General features: G+C 64.9%; 25 protein-coding genes and 1 pseudogene. 11 read left to right on the top strand and 15 right to left on the bottom strand.

Going from position 1 to position 25,019, the window contains the following annotated elements:
• Nucleotides 1-246: 246 nt before the first annotated feature.
• From QX135_RS25445 to QX135_RS25435, 3 genes are all read left to right on the top strand, one after another.
• On the top strand, nt 247-519 hold the full coding sequence (locus QX135_RS25445) for a PepSY domain-containing protein (RefSeq protein WP_315759145.1): 273 nt from the start codon (nt 247-249) through the stop codon (nt 517-519).
• Between the two features lie 47 nt (nt 520-566).
• Nucleotides 567-1,148: a cytochrome b/b6 domain-containing protein gene (locus QX135_RS25440; RefSeq protein WP_316234353.1), complete on the top strand. Its 582-nt coding sequence runs from the start codon at nt 567-569 to the stop codon at nt 1,146-1,148.
• A gap of 262 nt (nt 1,149-1,410) precedes the next feature.
• Nucleotides 1,411-2,433 carry a hypothetical protein gene (locus tag QX135_RS25435; RefSeq protein ID WP_316234352.1) on the top strand — a complete coding sequence of 341 codons (1,023 nt, stop codon included), beginning with the start codon at nt 1,411-1,413 and terminating at the stop codon, nt 2,431-2,433.
• Nucleotides 2,434-2,667: 234 nt separating this feature from the next.
• Here QX135_RS25435 and ahcY read toward each other — a convergent pair whose 3' ends face one another.
• The 3 genes from ahcY to QX135_RS25420 all read right to left on the bottom strand — a co-directional run bounded on the left by ahcY (nt 2,668) and on the right by QX135_RS25420 (nt 6,814).
• Complete coding sequence (gene ahcY / locus QX135_RS25430; RefSeq protein WP_316234351.1) at nt 2,668-4,089, bottom strand: adenosylhomocysteinase; 1,422 nt, start codon at nt 4,087-4,089, stop codon at nt 2,668-2,670.
• Nucleotides 4,090-4,210: 121 nt separating this feature from the next.
• A complete protein-coding gene (gene metK, locus QX135_RS25425) occupies nt 4,211-5,407 on the bottom strand; it encodes a methionine adenosyltransferase (protein WP_315738974.1) in 1,197 nt (398 codons plus the stop codon).
• Nucleotides 5,408-5,464: 57 nt separating this feature from the next.
• Nucleotides 5,465-6,814 (bottom strand): hypothetical protein, encoded by a 1,350-nt coding sequence (locus QX135_RS25420; RefSeq protein WP_315796586.1) that lies wholly within the window; start codon nt 6,812-6,814, stop codon nt 5,465-5,467.
• 288 nt (nt 6,815-7,102) lie between these two features.
• Between QX135_RS25420 and QX135_RS25415 the strand changes: the two genes are divergently transcribed.
• From QX135_RS25415 to QX135_RS25395, 5 genes and pseudogenes are all read left to right on the top strand, one after another.
• Nucleotides 7,103-7,480: a DUF2147 domain-containing protein gene (locus QX135_RS25415; RefSeq protein WP_315738976.1), complete on the top strand. Its 378-nt coding sequence runs from the start codon at nt 7,103-7,105 to the stop codon at nt 7,478-7,480.
• Between the two features lie 57 nt (nt 7,481-7,537).
• Entirely contained in the window at nt 7,538-8,230 is a 693-nt protein-coding gene (locus tag QX135_RS25410; RefSeq protein WP_316180296.1) for an SGNH/GDSL hydrolase family protein, read from the top strand.
• A gap of 86 nt (nt 8,231-8,316) precedes the next feature.
• Nucleotides 8,317-9,441, top strand: a complete 1,125-nt coding sequence (locus tag QX135_RS25405; RefSeq protein WP_316180294.1) for an acyltransferase — start codon at nt 8,317-8,319, stop codon at nt 9,439-9,441.
• Nucleotides 9,442-9,541: 100 nt separating this feature from the next.
• Nucleotides 9,542-9,831: pseudogene (locus QX135_RS25400) on the top strand (type II toxin-antitoxin system RelE/ParE family toxin).
• Between the two features lie 3 nt (nt 9,832-9,834).
• The gene (locus QX135_RS25395) at nt 9,835-10,164 is read left to right on the top strand and encodes an addiction module antidote protein (protein WP_315777077.1); all 330 of its coding nucleotides are present in this window, start codon (nt 9,835-9,837) and stop codon (nt 10,162-10,164) included.
• Between the two features lie 300 nt (nt 10,165-10,464).
• Here the strand turns inward: QX135_RS25395 and QX135_RS25390 are convergent, their stop codons facing one another.
• From QX135_RS25390 to QX135_RS25365, 6 genes are all read right to left on the bottom strand, one after another.
• Nucleotides 10,465-11,583, bottom strand: coding sequence for a cobalamin-independent methionine synthase II family protein (locus QX135_RS25390; RefSeq protein WP_316180292.1), 1,119 nt, complete (start codon nt 11,581-11,583; stop codon nt 10,465-10,467).
• Nucleotides 11,584-12,007: 424 nt separating this feature from the next.
• Entirely contained in the window at nt 12,008-12,724 is a 717-nt protein-coding gene (locus tag QX135_RS25385) for an ABC transporter ATP-binding protein (RefSeq protein ID WP_315738984.1), read from the bottom strand.
• Nucleotides 12,724-13,470 carry an ABC transporter ATP-binding protein gene (locus QX135_RS25380; protein WP_315738986.1) on the bottom strand — a complete coding sequence of 249 codons (747 nt, stop codon included), beginning with the start codon at nt 13,468-13,470 and terminating at the stop codon, nt 12,724-12,726. Before QX135_RS25380 ends, QX135_RS25385 begins: the two co-directional genes overlap by 1 nt.
• The gene (locus QX135_RS25375; RefSeq protein ID WP_315738987.1) at nt 13,467-14,504 is read right to left on the bottom strand and encodes a branched-chain amino acid ABC transporter permease; all 1,038 of its coding nucleotides are present in this window, start codon (nt 14,502-14,504) and stop codon (nt 13,467-13,469) included. The genes QX135_RS25380 and QX135_RS25375 overlap by 4 nt, the downstream gene beginning before the upstream one ends.
• A 7-nt stretch (nt 14,505-14,511) precedes the next feature.
• Nucleotides 14,512-15,381 carry a branched-chain amino acid ABC transporter permease gene (locus QX135_RS25370; protein WP_315738988.1) on the bottom strand — a complete coding sequence of 290 codons (870 nt, stop codon included), beginning with the start codon at nt 15,379-15,381 and terminating at the stop codon, nt 14,512-14,514.
• A 238-nt stretch (nt 15,382-15,619) separates the two neighbouring features.
• Nucleotides 15,620-16,798 carry an ABC transporter substrate-binding protein gene (locus QX135_RS25365; protein ID WP_315712906.1) on the bottom strand — a complete coding sequence of 393 codons (1,179 nt, stop codon included), beginning with the start codon at nt 16,796-16,798 and terminating at the stop codon, nt 15,620-15,622.
• Between the two features lie 284 nt (nt 16,799-17,082).
• Here QX135_RS25365 and QX135_RS25360 point away from each other — a divergent pair, with 284 nt between their 5' ends.
• Entirely contained in the window at nt 17,083-17,382 is a 300-nt protein-coding gene (locus QX135_RS25360) for a hypothetical protein (RefSeq protein WP_315782793.1), read from the top strand.
• 15 nt (nt 17,383-17,397) lie between these two features.
• Here QX135_RS25360 and purU read toward each other — a convergent pair whose 3' ends face one another.
• Nucleotides 17,398-18,261 (bottom strand): formyltetrahydrofolate deformylase, encoded by an 864-nt coding sequence (purU, locus tag QX135_RS25355; protein WP_315738990.1) that lies wholly within the window; start codon nt 18,259-18,261, stop codon nt 17,398-17,400.
• 156 nt (nt 18,262-18,417) lie between these two features.
• Between purU and QX135_RS25350 the strand changes: the two genes are divergently transcribed.
• Nucleotides 18,418-19,260 carry a uroporphyrinogen-III synthase gene (locus QX135_RS25350; RefSeq protein WP_316180289.1) on the top strand — a complete coding sequence of 281 codons (843 nt, stop codon included), beginning with the start codon at nt 18,418-18,420 and terminating at the stop codon, nt 19,258-19,260.
• Nucleotides 19,261-19,272: 12 nt separating this feature from the next.
• On the opposite strand, the gene QX135_RS25345 is transcribed toward QX135_RS25350, so the two are convergent.
• The gene (locus QX135_RS25345) at nt 19,273-20,067 is read right to left on the bottom strand and encodes an N-acyl homoserine lactonase family protein (protein ID WP_315796581.1); all 795 of its coding nucleotides are present in this window, start codon (nt 20,065-20,067) and stop codon (nt 19,273-19,275) included.
• A gap of 25 nt (nt 20,068-20,092) precedes the next feature.
• Nucleotides 20,093-20,848 carry an SDR family NAD(P)-dependent oxidoreductase gene (locus tag QX135_RS25340; RefSeq protein ID WP_315777073.1) on the bottom strand — a complete coding sequence of 252 codons (756 nt, stop codon included), beginning with the start codon at nt 20,846-20,848 and terminating at the stop codon, nt 20,093-20,095.
• A gap of 138 nt (nt 20,849-20,986) precedes the next feature.
• Between QX135_RS25340 and QX135_RS25335 the strand changes: the two genes are divergently transcribed.
• Nucleotides 20,987-21,904: an AraC family transcriptional regulator gene (locus QX135_RS25335; RefSeq protein ID WP_315777189.1), complete on the top strand. Its 918-nt coding sequence runs from the start codon at nt 20,987-20,989 to the stop codon at nt 21,902-21,904.
• An 80-nt stretch (nt 21,905-21,984) separates the two neighbouring features.
• On the opposite strand, the gene QX135_RS25330 is transcribed toward QX135_RS25335, so the two are convergent.
• From QX135_RS25330 to QX135_RS25320, 3 genes are all read right to left on the bottom strand, one after another.
• Nucleotides 21,985-22,938, bottom strand: a complete 954-nt coding sequence (locus QX135_RS25330; RefSeq protein WP_316180287.1) for a GDP-L-fucose synthase — start codon at nt 22,936-22,938, stop codon at nt 21,985-21,987.
• The gene (gene gmd, locus QX135_RS25325; RefSeq protein WP_316180285.1) at nt 22,922-24,004 is read right to left on the bottom strand and encodes a GDP-mannose 4,6-dehydratase; all 1,083 of its coding nucleotides are present in this window, start codon (nt 24,002-24,004) and stop codon (nt 22,922-22,924) included. Before gmd ends, QX135_RS25330 begins: the two co-directional genes overlap by 17 nt.
• Before the next feature lie 132 nt (nt 24,005-24,136).
• Nucleotides 24,137-24,811, bottom strand: coding sequence for a Crp/Fnr family transcriptional regulator (locus QX135_RS25320; RefSeq protein ID WP_315738997.1), 675 nt, complete (start codon nt 24,809-24,811; stop codon nt 24,137-24,139).
• Between the last annotated feature and the right edge of the window lie 208 nt (nt 24,812-25,019).

The following is a 25,019-nucleotide window of genomic DNA, read 5'->3' as shown; positions in this document are numbered from 1 at the left end:
TCCCGCCGGCGGGACAGGGCGAGAGCGGACGCCAGACGACCACAGTGTCGCAATGAGCGGCGCGAGCGAGACGTAACGTCGCGCATCACGCCGTCTGCGATTTTCGGCTGAAAAATCGCGGCCCTGGCGAATTTGGAAAAGCTCTAAGAGCAATTCCAGCCGCCGCTCCGTTGACACATCGGGGCGGTTGCCGTCTCCACTGATCCCACGGTGCATCGTATTTGAATTTGCTCATTGGGGGGATTGATGAGACTGACCATTGCGGCCGCGCTCGCTGTCGCGTTTACCGCCATCTCGCCGGCCTTGGCCGACGGCTACAAGGACTGCACCAAGCTCGACAAGGCGTCGTGGAAGCCGGCGGCCGAGGCGGAAGCCAAGGCGAAGGATGCGGGCTACGAGGTGCGCCGCTCGAAGGTCGAGGGCACCTGCTACGAGGTCTACGGCGTCAAGGGCGGCAAGCTGTATGAGCTGTTCTACAGCCCGGAGGATCTCAGCCTGAAGCACACGATCGCCAAGTAGTTGGCGCAAGCGTCGTCCAGCGTGCTGGATGACCTGACGTGAGAGCCATGCACGGCACAGCCCCCCGCGCCAGCCTGAAACACCGGGACGCCGCCGAGACCGTACGGGTCTGGGACCTTCCGCTGCGGCTGTGGCACTGGATGCTGGCCGTGCTGGTGCTCGTCGCCTGGGTGACGCCGAACGTCCATGACGGCCTGCACCGGATCGCGGGCTACGCGATCCTCGGACTGCTTGCGTTCCGCCTGATCTGGGGCATCATCGGCACCCGCCATTCGCGCTTCCGCAGCATCGGCGCCCGGCTGCGCGCGACGCCCGCTTATCTGTGGAATCTGCGGCGCGGCAGGACCGGACGCTATCTCGGGCTGAACCCTGCGGGCACGGCGATGCAGCTCGCACTGCTGCTTCTGCTCATCGTCTCCGTGGTGACCGGCGCGATGCAGGTGACCGTGCGCTTCTTCGGCCTCTGGTGGGTCGAGGACACCCACGAGGTGACGTCATATCTGCTGATCCCGCTGGTGGTGCTACATGTCGCCGGCGTGGTGCTGGTGAGCCGCCTGCAGCGCGAGAATCTCGCCCGCGCCATGCTGACAGGGCGGAAGCTGCTGCGGCGCAGCTCGCGCACGAGCTGACTGGCCGGCTCAGCCGAGTACGGCGTAGGGCGTCAGCCGGAGGCCCTGCGGTCTCCATCATCTGTCGTCGCCGAACGATCGTTCGCGGCGAATCGCGCCACACACGGAACTCACGAGCGTTGCACGCAGGCCACAGTTCTCGCAAAAGCTGCGCGGGCGCGGAGATGCGTTATTGCGCCGGGCCGTCTTGCACCGAACAATCGCAGGTATCGGATGCCTGACCGCCCCTCACCAGCAGGGGCTCGGATTTGGGGGAGGCCGGATGATGAGCTCGCAGCAGCTTTCGACCCGTGCGTTGTGTCGGTCCGTTGTCCTAATAGCTTGTGCGGCGGCATGGCCCGCGGCCGCCGCCGAGATCGAGGCGGCGACGCCGCCCGTCGTCGCGGAGCCGATCGCGACGTCGCCGCAGCCGACCGCAGCCGAGCCCGCGCTGACGACCGCGTCGATCACGCCATCGGCCGTCCTGCCAGCGGACGAACAGGCCGCGCCCAGCGCAGCGACCGAACCGCCTCGGCCCACCGTCGCCAGCGCCGACCGCATCGAGATCCTCGACGAGTGCCCCGCCATCGATGCCTGCATCGATCGCTATCTGTGGGCGCTGTACGAGCGCGCGCCGAAGCTCGACAAGATCCGCGAGACCGAGCGCCGCGTCGTCACGGTCAAGCGCAAGGGGCGCATGGTGAAGGTGACGCGCAGCTTCACCAAGCTGGTCGACAACGACTTCACCTGGAAGGATCCGAAGGCGGCCGAGCGCGTCGGCCGCAGCATGATGGAGTACGTGATCGGCGGCATGGACCGCGGCTTCAAGCTGAAGCTGTTTCACACCTTGCACGCCGCCGAGGCCGCGGGTCTCGCGCCGGGCATCACCAGCGGCTTCCGCGACGATTATCGCCAGGAGATCGCGAGCGGCCTGAAGGCCGCCAGCAACCGCTCCTATCACGGCGGCAGCCTGCGCGGCGGCTACGGCCACGGACTCGCGGCCGACATCGTCAGCGTCAACGGCGCGACGCGCGCACAGCGCTGGGTGGCGACCGAGGCGCTGTGGAAATGGGTCGACGCCAACGGCAAGAGCTTTGGCATCGGCCGGCCCTATCTCGATCGCGACCCGCCACATGTCGGCCCGGTCGACGGCGAGGAATATGCCAAGCATCGCGCGCCTGCGGTGAGGGTGGCGGCGGCGGAGACGAAGAAGGGCAAGCGGATCGCCGCGCGACCGGAGCATCATGCGGCAAAGCGCACGAAGGCGGTGCGCGCGTCGGCGCTGGCCTCGCGGCGGACAGGGTGATTGTCACGTACACTGCAGGTGGCAGTATCTCGTTGATTTCGTAGAGCGCACACTCTCTCCGTCATTGCGAGGAGCGAAGCGACGAAGCAATCCAGAGTCGCACGCGACACCCTGGATTGCTTCGCTTCGCTCGCAATGACGACGTCCCATCTTCGGAGCATCGATGACGACAAAACAAAAGGCCGGGGCAATGCCCCGGCCTTCACCATCTCCGCCGCGCGTCGCGCCGGATTATCAGTAGCGGTAGTGGCCCGACTTGAACGGGCCTTCCGGCTTGACGCCGATGTAGGAGGCCTGGTCGGGGCGCAGCTTGGTGAGATTCACGCCGATCTTGGCGAGGTGCAGCATCGCCACCTTCTCGTCCAGCGACTTCGGCAGCACGTAGACTTCCTTCTTGTACTTGCCGTCCTTGTTGTTGGCGTAGAGCTCGATCTGCGCCAGGGTCTGGTTGGTGAAGGACGCCGACATCACGAAGGACGGGTGGCCCATCGCATTGCCGAGGTTCACCAGGCGGCCTTCGGACAGCAGGATCATGCGCTTGCCGTCGGGGAAGGTGATCTCGTCGACCTGCGGCTTGATGTTGGTCCACTTCAGGTTCTTCAGCGAGGCGACCTGGATCTCGTTGTCGAAGTGGCCGATGTTGCAGACGATGGCGCGATCCTTCATCGCGCGCATGTGCTCGATGGTGATGATGTCCTTGTTGCCGGTGGCGGTGACGAAGATGTCGGCGCGCGGCGCGGCGTCCTCCATCGTCACAACCTCATAGCCCTCCATCGCCGCCTGCAGCGCGCAGATCGGATCGATCTCGGACACCATGACGCGGCAGCCGGCCTGGCGCAGCGAGGCGGCCGAACCCTTGCCGACGTCGCCGAAGCCCGCGACCATCGCGACCTTGCCCGACATCATCACGTCGGTGCCGCGGCGGATGCCGTCGACCAGCGACTCGCGGCAGCCATAGAGGTTGTCGAACTTCGACTTGGTGACGCTGTCGTTAACGTTGATCGCGGGCCACAGCAGCGTGCCGGCCTTCTGCATGTCGTAGAGACGATGCACGCCCGTGGTGGTCTCCTCCGAGACGCCCTTGATCGACTTGGCGATCTCGGCGAAGTAGCCCTTCGGCTTCTCCTTGAGCTGCTTCTTGAGCAGCGCGAAGAACACCTCCTCCTCCTCGGAGGCAGGCTTGTCGAGGAACGCCGCGTCGCCGTTCTCGGCGCGCAGGCCGAGATGGACGTACATGGTGGCGTCGCCGCCGTCATCGAGGATCATGTTCGGATGGCCGCCGCCGTGCCAGTCGAACAGCTTGGCGGTGTAGTCCCAGTAGTCGACCAGCGTCTCGCCCTTGACGGCGAACACCGGAATGCCGGCGGCGGCGATCGCCGCGGCGGCGTGGTCCTGGGTCGAGTAGATGTTGCACGAGACCCAGCGGATGTCGGCGCCGAGCGCCTTCAGCGTCTCGATCAGCACCGCGGTCTGGATGGTCATGTGCAGCGAGCCCGCAATGCGCGCGCCCTTCAGCGGCTGCTTCGGGCCATACTCCTCACGCGTCGCCATCAGGCCGGGCATCTCGGTCTCGGCGAGCGAGATCTCCTTGCGGCCGAACTCGGCGAGCGAAATGTCCTTGACGATGTAGTCGGTGAAACCTGGCTTGGCGGTCATGTGGGGTTCCTGTTTGTCAAAAAACATCATTCCGGGGCGCGTAAGCGCGAACCCGGAATCCATCACTCCGAGATTCCGGGTTCAGCGCTATTGCGCTGCCCCGGAATGACGGCCCTAACAACTACACCGCGCGCTTGAACGCTTCGGCGAGGTCGGTCTTCTCCCAGGAGAAGCCGCCCTCGTTGTCCGGCGTGCGGCCGAAATGGCCGTAGGCCGCGGTGCGCGCGTAGATCGGGCGGTTGAGGTCGAGATGCGAGCGGATGCCGCGCGGGGTAAGGTTCATGACCTCGGCCGCCGCCTTCTCAAGCTTGTCCTCGGATACCTTCCCGGTGCCGTGGGTGTCGATGTAGATCGACAGCGGCCGCGCCACGCCGATGGCATAAGCGAGCTGCAGGGTGCAGCGGTCGGCGAGACCGGAAGCGACGATGTTCTTGGCGAGGTAGCGGGCGGCGTAGGCCGCGGAGCGGTCGACCTTGGTCGGATCCTTGCCGGAGAAGGCGCCGCCGCCGTGCGGGGCCGCGCCGCCATAGGTGTCGACGATGATCTTGCGGCCGGTGAGGCCGGTGTCGCCATCGGGACCGCCGATGTAGAACTTGCCGGTCGGGTTGATGTGCCAGATCGTGTCCTTCGTGATCCAGTCCTTCGGCAGCGCCTCGCGCACGTAGGGCTCGACGCGCTCGCGCACCTGCGCCGAGGTCATGTCCTCGACCAGGTGCTGGTGCGAGACGACGATCTCGCGCACGCCGACCGGCTTGCCATTCTCATAGCGCACGGTGACCTGGCTCTTGGAGTCCGGGCCCAGCACCTTCTCAACTCCCGAATGGCGGGCTTCCGAGATCAGGCGCAGGATCTTGTGGGCGTAGAAGATCGGCGCCGGCATCAAATCGGGCGTCTCGTTGCAGGCGTAACCGAACATGATGCCCTGGTCGCCGGCGCCCTCTTCCTTCACTTCGCCCGGCTGCAGCGCGTCGACGCCCTGCGCAATGTCGGCCGACTGCGGATGCAGCAGGATCTCGATGTCGCAGGTCTTCCAGTGGAAGCCTTCCTGCTCGTAGCCAATGTCCTTGATGGCCTCACGGACGACGTGCTCGATGTGCTCGTTGGTAACCGAAGCCGGGCCGCGGGTCTCGCCGGCGATCACGACCTTGTTGGTGGTGGCGAGCGTCTCGCACGCGGCGCGGATCTGCCAGGGGTCGATGCCGGCCTTCGGCCCTTCGCGGTAGAACAGGTCGACGATCTCATCGGAAATACGGTCGCAAACCTTGTCCGGATGGCCTTCGGACACCGACTCCGAGGTGAACAGATATGACGCGCGCATCAAGCAACCCCTTCTTCGCCGCCCACGGCGGTCGTTTGTATTGATCCCTAAGGAATGTCAGTCGCGACGCCGCGAGATGACGTAGGACTCGTCGTAGAACCACAGCCCGTTGTGCTTTCGCAGAACCTCTCTGGCGGCGTCGAGCGCACGAGACGAGTGTGCGACCTCCATCAGGCGGTCTTCCTCGATCTGCGCGACATACACCGCCGCGTTCCAGGCTGCAAAGGCCGTCGAGGTTCCGATGGTACCGGTGACCTCGTTGGGCAGAGCCTCCATCTCATACCTGAAAATCGAGCGATTGTCCGCATAGGCGTTAAAATTTAAGTCCCGCCCACTGGACCCCAACTCGTACTTGACGGCGCGCAATAGCTCATGCCGGCTGACCGAGAAAGGATTTTCTCCGGGCCAGACCGCCTGGATGATCTCCAGGCCCGGATCCTCGCCATGGGAGTGGATTCCGATCAGCCGCCCGCCCGGCTTCAGCGCCCTCGCCAGCGGTGCGATGATGCGCTTGGCGCGGAAATTGACCGAGGAACGGGCCCGGTAGGGCTGCGAGGCGATGATCAGGTCGAAATTGGCCTCGACCCGCCCGGCCCGCGGGATGATGCCGTCGAGCAGGAAGCGGTGATCCTCGCGGTAGAGCACCAGCGCGATCGGCCGCTCATAGACCGGCATGCCCGTGCGCTGGGAGACGTTGGCGCGCCAGTTCTGCTCCAGGAACGGCTTCAACGCCGCGATCTGGGTCTCGAAATCCCCCGACGAATCGCCCTGCAGCACGACCTCGTGCCAGATCATCGATGCCGCCACCGACGGCGAGGCCGGGGTCAGCCAGGGCGCCTCGGCATAGTTCATGTTGGTGAACACGAACACGCTGGCGGGGTGCTCGAACAGCCGGTCCGGCACCTTTTCCAAGGTCAGCCGGACGTCCTCGAGGCTCAGCTCCTTGCCGGCGACATAGAACGGGATGTGGGGAAAGCGGCCATGCATGGTCCGCAGCACCTTCGACAGCACGGTGCCGTCGCCGACGCCGGCATCGAACAGGCGCAGCGCCGGGGGCCGGGGATGGATGCTGGCGAGCTCGAGACCGACGCGTTCCGCCACCACCCGCTTCTCGCTGCAGGTGTGCACGAACAAGAGATATTTCTGGCGGTTCTCGAAGAAGCGGAAATTGCTCTTGGGATCGCGCTTCTCGGGCACGACATCGAGCCGCGGCGGCGGCAGGGTGCCGGTGGAGGCCGCGATATAGGCCTGGATGCGGTCGAGCGTGTCGATGGTGATGCGCTTGCCCTCGCGCAGCCGCTGCACCAGCTTGCCGTCGTTGACGGCGCGCCGGCCGAACGTCGACTCCGCCATGTCGGACTGGCGGCAGAACTCCGTGATCTGGGCGAGCAGCTGGTCGTTCTTCATTCGGCCCGGCGGGGTGGGAAACATGAGTGGGCAGCGCGCCCATGGCCCAACCTCCTAGCACCATCTGCCCACCATTGGAAAGAGCCCGAACCCGGAACCTTCCGGACGCAGAAACACCGGATACGCCGCTGTCGCGCCACATCGGCACGCCCGGTCGCGAGGTGCAGCATGTCCGAATCCTGCTATCCTTGTTGAACAATGGAGACGAAGCGTATCGCCGTCGGCCCGCCGCATCGCCGACACGATCCGCCAGCAACAAGCTCGTCTCGAAGGATTAGGGAGGCACGCATGATCGGTCGTTTTGTCCTTGGACTTGGGTTCTCGCTCGCGCTGGCCGCAGGCCCGGCGCTCGCCGACGACGTCACCGGCGTCTGGCTGCGCGAGAGCGGCGCCTCCAAGGTCAAGTTCACCCCCTGCGGCGGCGCCATCTGCGGCACACTGGTCTGGATCAAGGAGGGCACCGACACCCCGGCCAAGGTCGGCCAGCGGCTGTTCTCCGGCATGAAGCCGACCGGACCCAATGCCTGGGCCGGCAGCTACAGCAATCCCGACGACGGCAAGACCTACGATGCCAAGATGACGCTGTCGGGCGGCACCTTGACGACCGCGGGCTGCGCACTCGGCGGCATCGTCTGCCGGTCCTCGACCTGGACGCGGGCGAATTAGAGCTCCGTTTGCGAATTTGCACTACGGTCTCACCGATCGAGGGCACCAATCGTCCACATGGCAGCGAAGGCACAGGCGCGACTGGGTTTTGTGCTGTTTGCGGTGATTGCCGCGGCAGCCGCGACGTTCGTGCTGGTGCGCCGCTCTGCGGCGCCGTCCGGCAGCGACCACCGGACGGTTCGCCAGCTCATCGTCCACTACAACCTGCTGGCGCGCCCCGATGATCCGATCATCGTGCTTGGCGACAGCATCGTCGAGGCGGCGACGCTGCCGGCCAGCGCCTGCGGGCATCCGGTCGTCAACGCCGGTCTCGCCGGCGCCGGGACGCGGAGCGACCTCGCCGGCTGGCTCAAGCCCGCACTCGGGCCGAAACGGCCGTTCGCGGTCATCGTCTCCCTCGGCGTGAACGATGCACTGACCGCCAAGCCCGACTCCAGCGAGGTCTTCGCTGGACGCTACGAGGCCCTGCTGCGCGAGCTGTCAAAGCTCACCACGCGCATCTTCATCGCTGAGTTTCCCCTCGTCGAGGCGCGCGGGCCATTCACGCCGGCCATGGAGAAGGCCGCCATGGCGAGCATCACCGGCTATCGCGCCATGCTGCCGGACCTCGCGAGGCGCACCGGCGCGACCTTCCTGCCCCTGCCGCCGATGGAGTCGCCGTTCACGCTCGAAGGCATCCATCTGAATGCCACAGGCTATCGATCCTGGGACCAGGCGATCCTGCAGGGAACCGAGCTCGCCTGCCGCTGATCCCCGCAGGCAGCGAAAACAATCCTTCACTTCGCGCCGGCTAGGATTGGGCCGCACATCCCGTCGAGACGGTTAACGATCACCGCATGGCCCTGCCCTACACATCGACATCGCCTGGGACTCACAAGCTGCTCGGGCTCGAGCTGCTGCGTTTCCTCGCCACGATCTCGGTGCTGCTGTGGCACTACCCGCACTTCGCCTACATCGCCGATGCCCCTGTCGATCTCGTCCGCAGCGAGCTGCCGTTCTACAATGTCCTGTTTCCGTTCTATGAGCTCGGCGAATACGGCGTCGTGATCTTCTGGTGCATCTCTGGCTTCATCTTCTTCTGGAAGTACAGCGCGATCACCCCCGACGGCACGGTCGATGGCTGGACCTTCTTCGTCAACCGGCTGTCGCGGCTCTATCCGCTGCATCTCGCAACGCTGCTGCTGGTCGCGGGGTTGCAGGCCCTCTATGTCGCGCAGCACGGCTTCTTCTTCGTCTACCAGAGCAACGATCTCGCTCATTTCGTCGCCCAGCTTTTCATGGCGAGCGACTGGCTGCCGCCGACCGGGGTCAGCTTCAACGGCCCGATCTGGTCGGTCTCGATCGAGGTCCTTGTCTATGCGGTGTTCTTCCTGGCGCTGCGTTTCGTCACCACATCACCGCTGTTGAACCTGGCGATGATCCTGGCCGGCATCGCGAGCGGGACACTGGTCGGCAAGTGTTTCGTGTTCTTCTATGCCGGCGGACTGGCCGCCATGGCGCGGCAGAGCGTCGCCGATGCCTGGTATCGGCCGAAGCTCAAGGCCCTCGCTTTGAGCGCGGCTGTCGGAATTCCGATCGCTCTCTGGATCTCCGGCATTGAGCTGGCCGAGCGGGCCGCAGCTCTGCTGCTGGTCACCACGCCGATCCTGTTGTTCGTCTGCGCGAGGCCGATCGCCCTGCCGCGGCGCATCGAGAACCTGCTGCAGGCCGCCGGCAACATGACCTATTCCTGCTATTTGCTGCACTTCCCGATCCAGCTTGCGATCGCACTGGTTTTTGGCTTTCTAGGACGAGCTATTCCATACGGCAGCCGGTCGTTCTGGATTGGCTTCATGGCGCTGACCCTGTCGGCGGCGTACGTCACCTATCGCGGGTTCGAGGCGCCAGCGCAGCGGCTGATTCGTCGCGCACTGCTACGCAAAAACGAAACGGGGCGGATTGCTCCGGCCGCCCAACCTTGATCGCAAGACCGCCGAGCCCAGCGCTCGGGCAGGAGGGCATTGCCGGCGCGCCTCGCTCTCGCACCCTTGCGCCTCTGTACCTTTTAAGATACACTCTTTCATGCTCGAAATCCGGCAGACCAGCGAATTCAAGGAATGGCTTCTTGGTCTGCGAGATGCGAGAGCAAAGGCACGTATTGCTGCCCGCATTGCCCGTGCTGAAGGTGGCAACCTCGGGGACAGCAAGCCCGTTGGTGGGGGCGTCTCCGAAATGCGGATTACGGCCCCGGCTATCGGGTCTATTTTCGCCAGAAAGGCAACGTCTTGGTGATCCTGCTTTGCGGTGGTGACAAGAGCACCCAGCGTTCCGATATCCGGCGCGCTCAAGAACTGGCCGAGAGAGAGGGGTAGCGAATGGCAACAACGCGCTTCGATGCCGCGGAATATCTTGCAGAGCCGGAGGCCCAAGCCGAGTTTCTGGCCGCGGCGCTTGAGGACGGCACCGCTGATGAAATCCGCGCCGCGATCAACACAATTGCCCGGGCGCGCGGCATGTCGGAAGTCGCAAAGGCAACCGGCATCCGTCGCGAACAGCTCTATCGGGCGCTTGGTGAAGACGGGAACCCGGAGTTCGCCACCATCCTGAAAGTGCTCCGCGCTCTCGGCGTGAAGCTCACCTCGGCTCCGCCTAAGACGGCTCCGAAGCGGAAGACCACCAAGAAGGCGGGCCGCCGGGCCGCGTAGTGAGATCTTCGAGATGGCATTGAATGTGCTGGTCGTTACCAGCCATTCAGCAGATCATCGGCCTCTTGCAACAGAGCCAAGACCCGACGGGATTGCTTGGGCGGCTTGATGAGTCCACCTCGGCCAGACCTATTGAAATCGCAATCGTCAAAATCAGGTCACGGACATGGCGGCTCTTGCATCCATCGCCGTGAAGGATCGCCGCGCATTTGCCGCGGCGATCCTGTTCCGAAGCGACCGTCTTAGTCAGCCGCCCGGGTAAGGTACGGGTCTGACTTCAATGGGCTCCTGTCTGCAGGCTTACTTCCCCCAGATCTCCTCGGCAAGCTCGACGCAGAGGCGCAGCTTGGCCCACTGCTCCTCTTCGCTCAGGATGTTGCCTTCCTCGGTCGAGGCGAAGCCGCATTGCGGGGACAGCGCGAGCTGGTCGAGCGGGGCGAACTTCGAGGCCTCCTCCAGGCGGCGCTTGATGTCGTCCTTCTTCTCGAGTTCGCCGACCTTCGAGGTGACGAGACCGACCACGACGACCTTGTTGCCCTTGGGCAGGAAGCGCAGCGGCTCGAAGCCGCCGGCGCGCTCGCTGTCATACTCCAGGAAGTAGCCGTCGTAGTTGGTGTTGGCGAGCATGGTCTCGGCCACCGGCTCGTAGCCGCCCGAGGAGATCCAGGTCGAGCGGAAATTGCCACGGCAGACGTGGGTCGTGATCATCATGTCGGCGGGCCGCTCGGCGATCGCGTAGTTGATGATGCGCGAATAGATCTGCTGCAGGCCATCGGGATTGTCGCCACGCTCCCTGGCCTTCTGCAATTCGTCCTGCGAGCACAGATAGGCCCACACGGTGTCGTCGAACTGCAGATAGCGGCAGCCGGCGTCGTAGAAGGCCTTCACGGCCTTGCGATAGGTCTTGCCGAGATCCTCGTAGAAGGCGTCGAGATCGGGATAGACGTCCTTGGAGATCGACTTGCGGCCGCCACGGAAGTGCAGCACGGCCGGTGACGGGATCGTCATCTTCGCCGTCACATGCGCAGTGTCGGCGTGCTTCTTCAGGAAGCGGAAATGGTCGAGCATCGGATGATCGGTCGGGAAGTCGAGCTTGCTGATCACGCGCACCGCGTCATGACGGGTCTGCACGCCCGTGAACTGGATGCCGGTGTCGGGATGGAACAGCTCGCAGCCAGTCAGCTTGGCGAGGAAGTCGAAATGCCACCAGGAGCGGCGGAACTCGCCATCGGTCGCAAGCTTCAGGCCGGTCGAGGCCTGGCGGTGCACGACCTTCTCGATCTCCATGTCCTCGATCTTTCGGAGATCGTCGGCCGAGATCTCGCCCTTCTCGAGTTTGGCGCGGGCTTCCTTGATCTTCTGGGGCCGCAAGAGGCTGCCGACTTCGTCGGCGCGGAATGGGGGCTTGGTGCGTTGCATGTGCTCACTCCTTGGAAGGCGTCGATTCGTTGGATAGACTTGTTGGGCCGGTTGCGATCTGCCTTGGCGTGCGATCCGGGCAAAGCGTCATGGACGGGTCCATCCCCTACCCCGTATCCGATCGGTATACAATTCCGTTGGAACGGGGAGCTTGGCCCGGTCCCCCCGCCACACCACTCGCCTGGGCTGCCAGAAATCATCCAGGGGTGATTTTGCGACCGTCTCCGGGTGGGGCGAGGCGGAAGGGCCGGGTTGCCCTTTGTCGGCGCTTCACGATCGTTCCCTGCGATGACGAATCCTGCATACCAATGTGGCAAAGGCGGCGCGACACACCGCAATCGACTCCCGCACCGCGTGCGTGAACCATATCACAACTGCAACTGAAGATGACGCTGCCCGGCTGTCGTCGAGCCGGTTGATCGGGTCAATGCGCCGCCGCGCTCGCAACCCCCAGATGCCGCTCAAGCGGCGCCGGATCGGCCTTCAGCGCGCTCGACGGGGCATCATGCACGATAGTGCCGCGCTCCAGGATGACGACGCGGTCGGCCAGCGCGAGCAGCTTCTGCGCGTGCTGCTCGACAATGATGGAGCACAGCCCGCCGGCCCGGCTGATGGTGCCGATCGCGGCCAGCAGCTCCTCGACGATGATCGGCGCCAGGCCCTCGGTCGGCTCGTCCAGCAGCAGCACCTTCGGGTTCAGGGTCAGCGCGCGGCCGATCGCCAGCATCTGCTGCTCGCCGCCCGACAGCTGGTTGCCGAAATTGTTGCGGCGCTCCTTCAGCCGCGGAAACATCTGGTAGACGCGCTCGACCGTCCAGGGGCCGGGCTGCGCCACCGCGGTCATGTTTTCCTCCACCGTGAGCGAGCGGAAGATGTTGCGCTCCTGCGGCACCCAACCGATGCCGGCACGGGCGCGCTGATCGGCGCGCAGGCTCGTGATGTCGGTGCCCGCCAAGGCCAGCTTGCCGGAGAAGCGGCGGGTGACGCCGACGATGGAATTGATCAGCGTCGTCTTGCCGGTGCCGTTGCGGCCGAGCAGCGCCAGCACCTGTCCCTCGGGCAGCTTGAGCGACATGTTCGGCAGCACGACCGCCTGACCGTAGCCGGCGCGCAGGTTCTCGATGGTCAGCAGATCGGTCATCACGCAGCCTCGCCGAGATAGACCGCCTTGACCTGCGGATCGCGCGCGACCTCGTCCGGCGTGCCTTCGACCAGCAGAGCGCCGGAGACCAGGACCGAGATGCGGTCGGCGAAGGAGAAGACGAGATCCATGTCGTGCTCGATCAGCAGCACCGTCACGTCGCGCGGCAGCGCGGCGACGGCGGCGAGAATGTCCTTGCGCTCGCCCTCGGGCACGCCGGCGGCGGGCTCGTCGAGCAGCAGCACGCGGGGCTTGGCGGCGATCGCGACGGCGATCTCGAGCAGGCGCTGCTTGCCATAGGGTAAGGTCGAGGTACGATCATTCATCACGTCGAGCAGGCGGAAGCTCTCCAGCGTCTCGGCGATCTCGGCATTGATGTCGTCGCGCGTGCCCATGCGCCGCCACCAATTGCCGCCGCCGCCGAGGCGCTCGGACACGGCAAGCCCGATGGTCTCCAGCGGCGTCAGGTCCGGATAGAGCTGATTGATCTGGAAGGTGCGCGACAGGCCGCGCAGCACGCGCTTGTGCACCGGCAGGTCGGTGATGTCCTGGCCTTCGAGCAGGATGCGCCCCGCACTCGGCTCCAGCACGCCGGTGAGCTGATTGATGACCGTGGTCTTGCCGGCGCCGTTCGGGCCGATCAGCGCGTGGCGCGCGCCCGGCACGATCTGCAGCGACAGGTCGCGGGTGACGTGAAGGCCGCCGAAATGCTTGTCGAGGCCGCGGGTTTCCAATGCGTAGGTCATGGCGCCTCGTTATCGGTGAGGGCCACCGCGGCCTTGCGGCCGGCGATCTGGCGCAGGATGAGGTTGGGCAACCACAGCGCATAGGCGTGGATGCGGTGGCGGCCCACCAGCACGATGACGACGAGCACGAGGCCGATCCAGAACATCCAGTATTGCGGCGTGATCCACTGGAACAGCTCCTGCAGCATCCGGAACACGGCGGCGCCGATCAGCCCGCCATAGAGATAGCCGGAGCCGCCGATGACCAGCATCAGCACCAGGTCTGCGGAGCGCTCGAACGAGAACACGTCGAGCGAGGCCAGTGCCGTGGTCTGGGTGAACAGCGCCCCGGCAATGCCAGCATAGAACGCCGCGACCGTGTAGATCGCGATCAGGCGCTTGTTGACGGGAATGCCGACGGCGGCGGCCCGCAGCGGATTGTTCTTGATCGCGCGCAGCGACAGGCCGAACGGCGAGTGCACGATCGTCCGCGCCAGCAGAAACAGCACGAACAGCACCGCAAGCGCATAGAAGAACCCCGTCTTGCCGAACATGTCGAAGGCGAACACGCCGAAGATCGGCTGGATGTCGATGCCCTGGAGACCGTCGGTGCCGCCGGTGATGTTGGAAAAGCGCTCCGCCAGCGCCTCCATCAAGAGCGCGATGCCGAGCGTCACCATCAGTCGCGTCAGGTCGACACCGCGGATGACCAGGAAGCTGGTGGCGAAGCCAAGCACAGTGGCGGCAAGTCCCGCCACGATCAGCGCCAGCACCGGCTCATTGATGATGCCGTGCACCGAGAGCAGGCCCGCGCAATAGGCCCCGACGCCGAAGAAGGCCGCGTGCCCGAGCGAGACGATGCCGGCGTAACCGAGGATCAGGTCGAGCGACAGAGCGAACAGCGCCAGCCGCAGGATCTCGGTCATGATCAGGTAGCGCGATGGAAACGCGAGGCCAACCGCCAGCACGACGATCCAGAAGGCGAACTCGCTCCAGTGCCAGCGGCCGTGCTGCCTGGCGTGAAATCCGACCTCGGTTTGTGCATTCGTCGTCATGCGATCCTCACCGCGTCGCCGTGCGACCGAACAGGCCGTTCGGGCGCCAGATCAGGATCACGATCATGATGGTGTAGATGACGAAAGGGCCAAGCTTCGGCACGTAATATTTGCCGGCAACGTCGCCGATGCCGAGCAGCAGCGAGGCCAGGAACGGCCCGGTGATCGAGGACGAGCCGCCCACGGTGACCACAATCAGGAAGTAGATCATGAACTTGAGCGGGAAATACGGATCGAGGCCGAGGATCTCGGCGCTGAGCGCGCCGCCGAGGCCGGCCAGTCCGCAGCCGAACGCGAAGGTGAAGGCGAACACCTGCGGCACGTTGATGCCGAGGCCGCTCGCCGCGCGCGGATCATCGACCGCGGCGCGCAGCCGGCTGCCGAACCGCGTCTTGGAGAGCACCAGCTGCAGCCCCACTGTGAGCAGGCCGCAGATCACGATGATCATCAGCCGGTAGCGGCCGATGCCGACGCCGAAGACGTCGAACTGGCCCTGCAGCACGTCCGGCAGCTTGATGAAGATTCGCGAGGAGCCCATGATGTAGTCGACAGCGGCCACCGTCATGAAGACGAGTCCGATCGAGAACAGCACCTGGTCGAGATGGCTGCGCGCATAGAGATGCTGATAGAGTGTCCGCTCCAGCAGCGCGCCGATCATGGCGCTCGCGACGAAGGCCAGCGGCAGCGCTGCGAAGAACGGCCATCCCATTCGGTTGACGAGCACGGCGCAGACATAGCCGCCGGCCATGGCGAAGGCGCCGTGGGCGAGGTTGACGAAGTTCATCAGGCCGAGCGTCACGGCGAGCCCGCAGGCCAGCACGAACAGCAGCATGCCGTAAGCGACGCCGTCGAACAGGTTGGTGAGGATGGCGGTCATGGAGTCTAGTTTCAGTCCCCGGTCATCCCTTCATCCGAAGGGCATGCATACAACGCTTGCTCGGTCTGCGCCTCTCCCGCTTGCGGGGGAGGTCGGATCGCATCGGAACGATGTGATCCGGGTGGGGGAAATCTCTCCACACGACGCGTGTGCCGTGGGGTGCCCCCACCCCAGCCCTCCCCCGCAGGCGGGGGAGGGAGCGCACGGTCCGTGTGCGCTTGAGATGACGCCTATCGCGTCACTTCTTGGCCTTGCCCGGGTCCTTGACGGCGTCGAAGGTCTGGAACTCGACGTTGTAGAGCTCGCCGTCGACCTTCTCGACCTTGCGGATGTAGACGTTCTGAACGATGTCGCGCGTCTCCGGATCGATCGAGATGGGACCGCGCGGGCTCTCCCAGGCCATGCCCTTCATCGCAGCAATCAGGGAATCGCCGTCGGTCTTGCCACCGGTCTTCTTCAGCGCCTCGTAGATCAGATGGATGCCGTCGTAGCCACCGACCGCCATGAAGCCTGGACGGCTGTTGAACGCCTTCTTGTAGGCCGCGACGAACTCCTTGTTCTTCGCCGACGGATGCGCCGCCGAATAGATGTGCGCGGTGACGGCGCCGAGCACGGCGTCGCCCATGTCGTTGAGCAGGTCGTCGTCGGTGACGTCACCCGGTCCGATCACCTTGATGCCGCTCTTGTCGAGGCCGCGCTCGGCATATTGCTTCATGAAGTTGCCGCCCTGGCCGGCCGGCACGAACACGAACATGGCGTCCGGCTTGGCGTCCTTCATGCGCTGCAGGAAGGGAGCGAAGTCGGGGTTCGCCAGCGGAACCTTGATTTCCTCGACGATCTCGCCGCCGCCGGCGGTGAAATGCTCCTTGAACGAGGCCAGCGCGTCGTTGCCCGGCGCGTAGTCCGAGGTCAGGGTGGCGACCTTCTTGATGCCGTTCTTGACCGCCCAGTCGCCGATGATGGTGGAGGACTGCGGCAGGGTGAAGCTGGTGCGGACGATGTACGGCGACTTCTCGGTGATGATGGAGGTGCCGGCGGCCATGACGACTTCCGGAATCTTGCCCTGGGTGGCAAGCGGCGCGGCGGCGAAGGCCGCCGGCGTCACGCCGAAGCCGGCGATCACGTTGACCTTGTCGTTGACGATCAGCTCCTGCGCCAGACGCTTGGTGTTGTCGGGCAGCGCGGCGTCGTCCTTGAGGATGACCTGGATCTTCTTGCCGGCGACGGTGTCGCCGTTCTGCTGCATGTAGAGCTTGATGGCATTGTCGATCTGCTTGCCGGTCGACGCCTGGCCGCCGGTCATCGGCACGATCAAGCCGATCTTGAATGCGTCTTCGGCCCGCGCCGCACCGGACGCGAGCGCAGCCGCGGCAAGAGCCGCACTGGCGAGCGTCAGTGTCTTGCTTCGCACGAACATTGAAACTACCTCCCTGGTCGGATCAGGACCGCAGCCCCCGGCCATTGTTGTCTTAACCGTGCGATCTCGTTCACGATATCGCGGGCGCATCGCTGCGGACTCGGGACCCCATTGTCAATGGCGATCATGGGAGGCTTCGTGAACGGTAGGTTTCCGCAACGGACCACCAATCCGTGATTGGTATATTAATACCGATATCATCGAACGGCCAAATTTTACCAATTGATGGCAAATCGTTAGGGTCCGGGCCGCGGGTCGCCCGCAGCACGAAAGGTCACCTGTCAATGCCGGCCAGATGCCGAACCCGGACCAGGCTTTTTCCGGCCGCGATAATGCTTCTGGCCGTGGCCGGGCCGGTCCTTGCCGGCTGCTCGTCGATCAATGAGAAGGTCGGCGCGGGGATGGGCGATCTGATGCCGCAATGGGCCGGCGGCCTGCCGGCCGGTGCTCCGCCCCGTCCAGGAACCCCGGAATACGACCGTTTCATGCAGGAGCGCGAGCGGCAGCGGCAGATGCCGGCCGCCGAACGCGACAAGGAGACGCAGTCGAACGCCAACGCGCAGGCGACCGTCCCCGGCCGCTGACGCGCGGTCGCGACATCAATCCATGAAGACGACGGTCTTGCGGCCGTTGAGGATGACGCGATCCTCGAGGTGATAGCGGATCGCCCGCGCCAGCACGCGCCGCTCGATGTCGCGGCCCTTGCGCACGAGGTCCTCCGGCGTGTCGCGATGGCTGATGCGCTCGACATCCTGGTCGATGATCGGACCCTCATCGAGATCCCGGGTCACGTAGTGAGCTGTGGCGCCGATCAGCTTGACGCCGCGCTCATAGGCCTGGTGATAGGGTTTTGCGCCCTTGAAGCCCGGCAGGAACGAATGATGGATGTTGATGCAGCGGCCCGACAGGCTCGCCGACATCTCGTCCGACAGGATCTGCATGTAGCGCGCCAGCACGACGAGATCGGTCTTCGTCTCATCGACCAGCTTCAGGATCGCCTGCTCCTGGTCGCGCTTGGTGTCCTTGGTCACCGGCATGTGGTGGAACGGGATGTCGCCGAAATCGAGCCCGGCATAGGTCTCGCGCGGATGGTTGGAGACGATGGCGGTCGGAATCATCGCGAGGTCGCGGGTGCGCCAGCGATAGAGGATGTCGACCAGACAATGGTCGAACTTCGACACCAGCAGCATCACCCGGCGCTGCCCGGCGCGGTCGCGCATCTGCCAGTCCATCGCAAAGCGCTCGGCGATCGCGGCGAAGCCGGTCTGCAGCGCCGGCAGGTTGACGGCGAGATCGGCGGCCGTGAACACCACCCGCATGAAGAAGTGACCCGTCTCGAAGTCGCCGAACTGCTGGGCATCGAGGATGTTCTGGCCATTGTGGGCGAGGAAGGTCGAGACGGCCGAGACGATCCCGGGACGATCCGGGCAGGACAGGGTCAGGACATACTGGTGGTCGGACATGGCGATGACGTACCGGGCGGATGATGTGAGGATGAATGATGCGGCAGGCTTGGCGCCCGTTCGGGCCCTGCTCTATCACCCTCCACGCCCTTGCGCCAACGCTCGGCGCGGGGGCAGGATGAACAAAACATCAACTCTCAAACTTCGAGCATCGCCATGGCTGACAGGCTGACCGGCAACCGCATCCTGATCCTGGAAACCCGCGAGGAGGCGCAGTTCTCGCGGCTGCTCGCCGAGCAAGGCGCCGACGTGCTGCAATGTCCGATGTTCACGATCCAGGATGCGCCGGACCCCGCGCCGATCGAGGCCTGGATCCGCCGCTGCATCGAACGGCCGTTGGATGATCTCGTGCTGATGACCGGAGAAGGCCTGCGGCGGTTGATGACGGTGGTGCGGAGAATCGGGCTCGAGACCGAATTCATCGCGGCGCTTCGCAAGGCCCGCAAGTTCACCCGCGGCCCCAAGCCGGGCCGCGCCTTGCGCGAGCTCGGGCTCGAGCCGCAGGTCACGACCGAGAAGCCGACGTCGGAAGGCGTCGCCGAATTGTTGGCGCGCTTCGACCTCAAAGGCCACCGGCTCGGCCTGCAGCTCTATCCCGACAAGGATCATGCGGCGCTGATCGGCGCCATCGCGGCCGCGGGCGCCGAGGTCGATCCGGTGCTGCCCTACGTCTACGACGCCAAGGCCGCGGATGCGAATATCCTCATCGCGATCGACGAGATGATCGCCGGCCATGTCGATGCGATCGCGCTGACGAGTTCGGGTCAGCCGCGGCGGCTGTTCGACGTCGCCAAGGCACATGGCGTCGAAGACCGCCTGCGCCAGGGACTGGCGCGCACGCCGATCGCCTCCGTGGGGCCTGTGGTCACCGAGGAGCTGCATGCCCATGGCGTTGCGCCGACGATCACGCCCGCGGGCGAGGCCTATTTCATGAAACCGCTGATCTCGGCCATGGCGACGGCGCTCAGTGGAAAGCCACCGCGGACGGCGACGAGCTGAACGGCCCGGAACTCAATCGAAGTAGAACGGCGCGTGTGCGATCGTCGCATTCTGCACGATATCGTGGTTGATCCAGAGCTGCGCCCCCTCGGCCCGAACGACGGCATCGACGCGCGCCATCGATCGTTGCGACTGCTCCGCATCGGCGTTCATGGTCGGCACGCAGCGATGCTCCATGTTGTAGCGGTCATGCGCAACGTCGCCTGACAGCAGGATCGGCCCGGTGTTCGCGAGCCGGACCAGCAGCGAACTGTGCCCTGGCGTATGTCCTGAGGTCGCGATCACACGGATCGAACCATCACCGAACATGTCATGGTCTCCGTCCATCAGTTCGACCTTTGCCTGCCTCAGGCATTCATAAAGCAAAGGCACATAGCCATGCTGTCGATAGTCGGGACCGAACATCGCCCGATGCTCGTCCCGCTGGATGTGCCACGTGGCATGCGCGAACAGCCGCGCATTGCCGACATGGTCGAAATGCGCATGAGACAGAATGACCGTCGCCACATCCTCGGGCACAAGTCCGATATCGGCGAGTTGGCTGACGATCGGGCGCGCAACGACGCCCCTGATGCCGTGGGCGATGATCCGGCCGCCGGCCTCCTCTGCGATCGTATCCTCGATGCCGGTATCCCACATGATCCAGGCGCCGCCACGATGGATCAGGTAGGCATTGCAGCTCAACGTGACCTGTTCGCCCTCCCACTGTCCCGGCGTATAAACCGATCGATCAGGCGCGACCGCGAGCCCGGCATCCAGCACGTAGAGCCGATCGATGGTGCCGGCGGGTCCTGCTGAAACTGACATGGGAGATCTCCCGGATTTGCTCGTCTCAGATGCCTTGTCCACCCGAGACTTCGATCCGCTGCGCGTTGACCCAGCGATTGTCCTCCGACAGCAGGCTCGCGATCATCGGCCCGATGTCGTCGGGCAGGCCGGCGCGGCCGAGCGCGGTGATGTCCGCAAACACCTTGTTGATCTCGGGATTGTCGCGAACTACCCCGCCGCCGAAATCGGTCTCGATCGCGCCGGGCGCCACCGTGTTGACCGCGATCCTGCGGCCCCCCAATTCCTTCGCCATGTAACGGGTCAGCACCTCGACCGCGCCTTTGACCGCCGCATAGGCGGCGTAACCGGGAAACGACGTACGGGTCAGGCCGGAGGACAGGTTGACGATGCGGCCGCCATCGGCGAGCAATGGCAGCAATGTCTGCGTCAGGAAATAGACGCCCTTGAAATGGACGTCGACCAGGCGATCGAATTGCGCCTCAGTGGTCTGGCCGATCAAGGCATAGTCGCCATGGCCGGCATTGTTGACGAGATGGTCAAACGTCTCTCGGCCCCAGGTCTCGCGCAACGCGGTCCGCAGCCGCTCGGCAAACGACATGAAACCTGCGACGTCACCGGTGTCCAGTTGCAAGGCGACAGCCTTGCGGCCCAGCGCAGCGATCTCCGCCATGACCGCGTGAGCGTCGTCCACTCTGGACTGGTAGGTGAGGACGACGTCGCCACCGCGGCGGGCGATGTTGAGCGCGGCGTTGCGGCCGAGGCCTCGGCTCGAACCGGTCACGAGAGCAATCTTGGTCATGGTCTGAACTCCTGCGGTCTTGACCACCCCGATATCGACCAGGCGCGCGCGCCTTTGTTGCCGGAAGCTCGCCGCTTCTTGCCTAATCCTCCAAAATGCGGTGCATCGCCGGCGTCGACCGGTTAGGCTCGGACCATGATGAGCACGCTCCTTCACGCCGTGGGCCGCCACGCCGAAGCCCATGCCGACGGTGCCGGTATTGGCCAAACACCAATCCCGGGCCTGATGACCGTACGGGCGACCGCGCCCAGCGGCCTCCTCTACGCGATCTCGCGGCCGCTGGTCTGCCTCGTCGTGCAGGGGAGCAAGCATGTCACGATGGGCGGCCAGGGCTTCGGCTTTTCCGCTGGGGATTCGCTGTTGATCACGGCCGACGTGCCGACCGTCAGCCAGATCACGCGCGCAAGCATCGCGGCGCCCTATCTCTCGCTCGTGCTCGAGCTCGATCCGGCGATTCTCACCGATCTCTCGGCACAGATGGATGACGCCGGCGGAGACGACCAAACGCCGGTCCGAGTCGACCCGACCGATCGCGAGGTGGCCGACGCTGCACTACGTCTGATGCGCTTGCTCGATCGTCCGGAATCGATACCGGTGCTGCGGGGACAGTTGTTGCGCGAGATGCACTACTGGCTGTTGACCGGCCGGCATGGAACGGCGATCCGTCGTCTCGGCTGGCCGGATGGCCACGCGCAGCGTATCGCACGCGCAGTGGCCGTGCTGCGCACCGAGTTTGCACGGCCCTTGCGGGTCGAGCAATTGGCGGCCGTCGCGGGCATGAGCCCGTCGTCATTCCACCAGCACTTCCGCAGCCTCACCTCACTGTCGCCGCTCCAGTTCCAGAAGCAGCTTCGGCTGATCGAGGCGCGACGGCTTATGCTGGCGGAGGGCATGACCGCAGGCAGCGCGGCCTTTGCCGTCGGCTATGAGAGTGTGCCGCAGTTCACGCGCGAATACGGCCGGATGTTCGGCTCGTCGCCGGTGCGCGAGATCAAGGCGGTGCGCAGCAAGATAGGGGCTGTGCAAGGAGCCGCCGAGGGACGCGCGGCCGAATGACAGGGGGTCGCGGAGCAAGTCAGCGTCTCACGTTCGGTCCTGGACGGCTTCGACGCTGCCGCGGCTCGCAAGGACGGACGTTACTCTGCGCCATGCCCCGTCTCCTTGAGGAACGACTGATACGCACGCGCGAGGCCGTCCTGAAGCGAGGTCGTGGCGCGCCAGCCCAGCTTCGCGAGCCGTGACACGTCGAGCAGCTTGCGCGGCGTGCCGTCGGGCCTTGAGGTATCGAAGCCGATGGCTCCTGTGTAGCCGACGGCCGCTGCAACGACGCGCGCGAAATCGGCGATCGTGATGTCCTCGCCGGTGCCGATGTTGACCAGCTCCGAATCCGAATAGGTCTTCATCAGATGCACGCAGGCATCCGCCATGTCGTCGACATAGAGGAATTCGCGCCGCGGCGTTCCCGTGCCCCAGACGACCACCTCGGGCGCATCGGCGAGCCTGGCCTCGTGGAAACGGCGGATCAGCGCCGCGACGACGTGGCTGTATTCAGGATGGTAGTTGTCGCCAGGACCATAGAGATTGGTCGGCATCACGTTGATGAAGTCGGCGCCGTACTGGCTGCGATAGGCCTCGACCATCTTGATGCCGGCGATCTTGGCTATCGCATAGGGCTCGTTGGTCGGCTCCAACGGCCCGGTCAGCATGGCGTCCTCGCGCAACGGCTGGGGGGCGAGCTTGGGATAGATGCAGGACGAGCCGAGAAACATCAGCTTCTCGGCGCCGTTCACATGCGCGGCGTGAATGACATTGGCAGCAATCGCGATGTTGTCGTAAATGAACTCGGCGCGCAGCGTGTTGTTGGCGACGATGCCGCCGACCTTCGCCGCAGCGAGGAACACGACCTGCGGCCTGGCGCGCGCGAACCATGCGAACACCGCCGCCTGGTCGCGCAGATCGACCTCGCTGCGCGGCACCGTCAGCAGCTCGACGCCTTCGCTCGCCAGCCGCCGCACCAGCGCGCTGCCGACCATGCCGCGATGGCCCGCGACGAAGACACGCTTGCCGCCGAGATCAAACGGCGTTGCCAATGCTCGCCTCCCGCCGCGCGGCGCATAGATCGCTGGCGACCATTTCCTTGACCAGCTCGGCGAAGCTCGTCCTCGGTTTCCATCCGAGCTTGTCGCGCGCCTTGCTGCAATCGCCGATCAAGAGGTCGACCTCGGTCGGGCGGAAATAGGTCGGGTCGATCCGCACCACCGCCTTGCCGGACTTAGCGTCGATCCCGGTCTCCTCGACGCCCTCCCCGCGCCATTCGATGCGGCGATCGACCTCGGCGAAGGCGAGCTCGACCAGCTCGCGCACCGAATGGGCCTCACCGGTCGCCAGCACGAAATCGTCGGGCGTATCGGCCTGCAGGATGCGATGCATGCCCTCGACATAATCGCGGGCATGGCCCCAGTCGCGCTTGGCCTCGAGATTGCCGAGATAGATCGTCTCCTCCAGGCCGATCTCGATGCGGGCGACGCCGCGGGTGATCTTGCGGGTCACGAAGGTCTCGCCACGGATCGGGCTCTCATGGTTGAACAGGATGCCGTTGCAGGCGAACATCCCATAGGCCTCGCGATAGTTCACGGTGATCCAGTAGCCATAGAGCTTGGCGCAGCCGTAGGGCGAGCGCGGATAGAACGGCGTGGTCTCCCGCTGCGGGATCTCCTGCACCAGACCGTACAGCTCCGAGGTCGAGGCCTGGTAGAAGCGCGTCTGCTTCTCCATGCCGAGAATGCGAATGGCTTCCAACAAGCGCAGAACCCCGAGCGCATCGGCATTGGCCGTGTATTCCGGGCTCTCGAAGCTGACACCGACATGGCTCTGGGCGGCGAGATTGTAGATCTCGTCGGGGCGGATCTGCTGCACCAGCCGGATCAGGTTGGTGGAATCGGTCATGTCGCCGTAATGCAGCAGGAACGGCACGTTGCCTTCGTGCGGATCCTGGTAAAGATGATCGACCCGCGCGGTATTGAAGGATGACGACCGCCGCTTGATGCCGTGCACGGTGTAGCCGAGGCCGAGCAGATATTCGGCCAAATAAGCGCCATCCTGGCCGGTGACGCCCGTAATCAGCGCCACGCGACCGCTGCAATCCTGCCCCGCCATACTCACTCCAACACCGTCTCGGCCCTTCAAGGCCGGAGTTCCCGGTGAGCAGTCCACAGCCGAGGCCGCGGGTCAAGCTCAACGACGAACCAGCGCCGGATAGACCCTGAAGGGGCCTGCGAAAAGCGGAATCTAATCCCCGTAACAGCGCAGGCTGTCGAGATCGATGACCGTCACTCCGCCATATTCCACGCGCAGCAGGCCTTCGCGCTCCAGCGTCTTCAGGCATTGATTGGCATTCTGCCGCGACAGGCCCGAGAGCGCGCCAATCTCCTCCTGGGTGATCTCCAGGTGACGGGTCGTATTCGGGTAGAGGATCGGGTTGAACAGCGAAGCGATGCTGCGGGCGAGCCGCGCCGTCGCATCCAAGGTGCGGCCGACTTCGACCAGGCCGATGAACTGGCCGAGCCGCTCGTTGAGCTGGGTGACGAGGAAGCGGTTGAAGCCGACGCTGTTCTCGAACAGCCACATGAAGGTCGGCCGCTCCATCAGCGCGACGCGCGTATCGCGCAGTGCCACGACATCATAGCGGCGCGGCTCGTTCTTCAGCACGCTGCCCTCGCCGAACCAGGCGCCCGCCGACATGCCGGCGAAGGTGGTGGCCTTGCCGCCGCGTGACACCGTGCTCATGCGGGCCAGACCGGTGACGATACCGGTCCAGTATTCGAACGGGTCGCCGCGAACGAAGATGTGCTCGTTGGCCGCATAGGAACGCTCGACGATGCCGGACGAGGCGGTGTCGATTTCCTCGGGCTTCAAATGGCAGGACCATGGCGCGATGCGCAGAAGGGTATCGGAAGAGATCAAGCCGTCATCTCGTCTCGTGGAAGCTCGCGGCGACCATATTGCATCGCAACAATCCTGCGGTGAAATTTGCCTGGGAAATGTCAGGCGCAAGACAGTTCCTGATAGCGCTTTCCCCTATCGAGGACCACCGCCTTCGACTCGCGCATCCTGGACGGGATGACGCGCGCCTGAGATGCGGCAAAATGCACCCGCCCGGGTGGCCCGTCAT

The organism is Bradyrhizobium sp. SZCCHNR1098, from assembly GCF_032489375.1.
In the GTDB taxonomy this organism is placed as follows: Bacteria; Pseudomonadota; Alphaproteobacteria; order Rhizobiales; family Xanthobacteraceae; genus Bradyrhizobium.
Note: the sequence above shows the minus strand (reverse complement) of the source record. Positions and strands in the feature narration are given on the sequence as shown.

Coding starts and splice junctions, on each gene's coding strand:
- QX135_RS25445 (WP_315759145.1), top strand. CDS start 247: ATGAGACTGACCATTGCGGCCGCGCTCGCTGTCGCGTTTACCGCCATC.
- QX135_RS25440 (WP_316234353.1), top strand. CDS start 567: ATGCACGGCACAGCCCCCCGCGCCAGCCTGAAACACCGGGACGCCGCC.
- QX135_RS25435 (WP_316234352.1), top strand. CDS start 1,411: ATGATGAGCTCGCAGCAGCTTTCGACCCGTGCGTTGTGTCGGTCCGTT.
- ahcY (WP_316234351.1), bottom strand. CDS start 4,089: ATGACCGCCAAGCCAGGTTTCACCGACTACATCGTCAAGGACATTTCG.
- metK (WP_315738974.1), bottom strand. CDS start 5,407: ATGCGCGCGTCATATCTGTTCACCTCGGAGTCGGTGTCCGAAGGCCAT.
- QX135_RS25420 (WP_315796586.1), bottom strand. CDS start 6,814: ATGAAGAACGACCAGCTGCTCGCCCAGATCACGGAGTTCTGCCGCCAG.
- QX135_RS25415 (WP_315738976.1), top strand. CDS start 7,103: ATGATCGGTCGTTTTGTCCTTGGACTTGGGTTCTCGCTCGCGCTGGCC.
- QX135_RS25410 (WP_316180296.1), top strand. CDS start 7,538: ATGGCAGCGAAGGCACAGGCGCGACTGGGTTTTGTGCTGTTTGCGGTG.
- QX135_RS25405 (WP_316180294.1), top strand. CDS start 8,317: ATGGCCCTGCCCTACACATCGACATCGCCTGGGACTCACAAGCTGCTC.
- QX135_RS25395 (WP_315777077.1), top strand. CDS start 9,835: ATGGCAACAACGCGCTTCGATGCCGCGGAATATCTTGCAGAGCCGGAG.
- QX135_RS25390 (WP_316180292.1), bottom strand. CDS start 11,583: ATGCAACGCACCAAGCCCCCATTCCGCGCCGACGAAGTCGGCAGCCTC.
- QX135_RS25385 (WP_315738984.1), bottom strand. CDS start 12,724: ATGACCGATCTGCTGACCATCGAGAACCTGCGCGCCGGCTACGGTCAG.
- QX135_RS25380 (WP_315738986.1), bottom strand. CDS start 13,470: ATGACCTACGCATTGGAAACCCGCGGCCTCGACAAGCATTTCGGCGGC.
- QX135_RS25375 (WP_315738987.1), bottom strand. CDS start 14,504: ATGACGACGAATGCACAAACCGAGGTCGGATTTCACGCCAGGCAGCAC.
- QX135_RS25370 (WP_315738988.1), bottom strand. CDS start 15,381: ATGACCGCCATCCTCACCAACCTGTTCGACGGCGTCGCTTACGGCATG.
- QX135_RS25365 (WP_315712906.1), bottom strand. CDS start 16,798: ATGTTCGTGCGAAGCAAGACACTGACGCTCGCCAGTGCGGCTCTTGCC.
- QX135_RS25360 (WP_315782793.1), top strand. CDS start 17,083: ATGCCGGCCAGATGCCGAACCCGGACCAGGCTTTTTCCGGCCGCGATA.
- purU (WP_315738990.1), bottom strand. CDS start 18,261: ATGTCCGACCACCAGTATGTCCTGACCCTGTCCTGCCCGGATCGTCCC.
- QX135_RS25350 (WP_316180289.1), top strand. CDS start 18,418: ATGGCTGACAGGCTGACCGGCAACCGCATCCTGATCCTGGAAACCCGC.
- QX135_RS25345 (WP_315796581.1), bottom strand. CDS start 20,067: ATGTCAGTTTCAGCAGGACCCGCCGGCACCATCGATCGGCTCTACGTG.
- QX135_RS25340 (WP_315777073.1), bottom strand. CDS start 20,848: ATGACCAAGATTGCTCTCGTGACCGGTTCGAGCCGAGGCCTCGGCCGC.
- QX135_RS25335 (WP_315777189.1), top strand. CDS start 20,987: ATGAGCACGCTCCTTCACGCCGTGGGCCGCCACGCCGAAGCCCATGCC.
- gmd (WP_316180285.1), bottom strand. CDS start 24,004: ATGGCGGGGCAGGATTGCAGCGGTCGCGTGGCGCTGATTACGGGCGTC.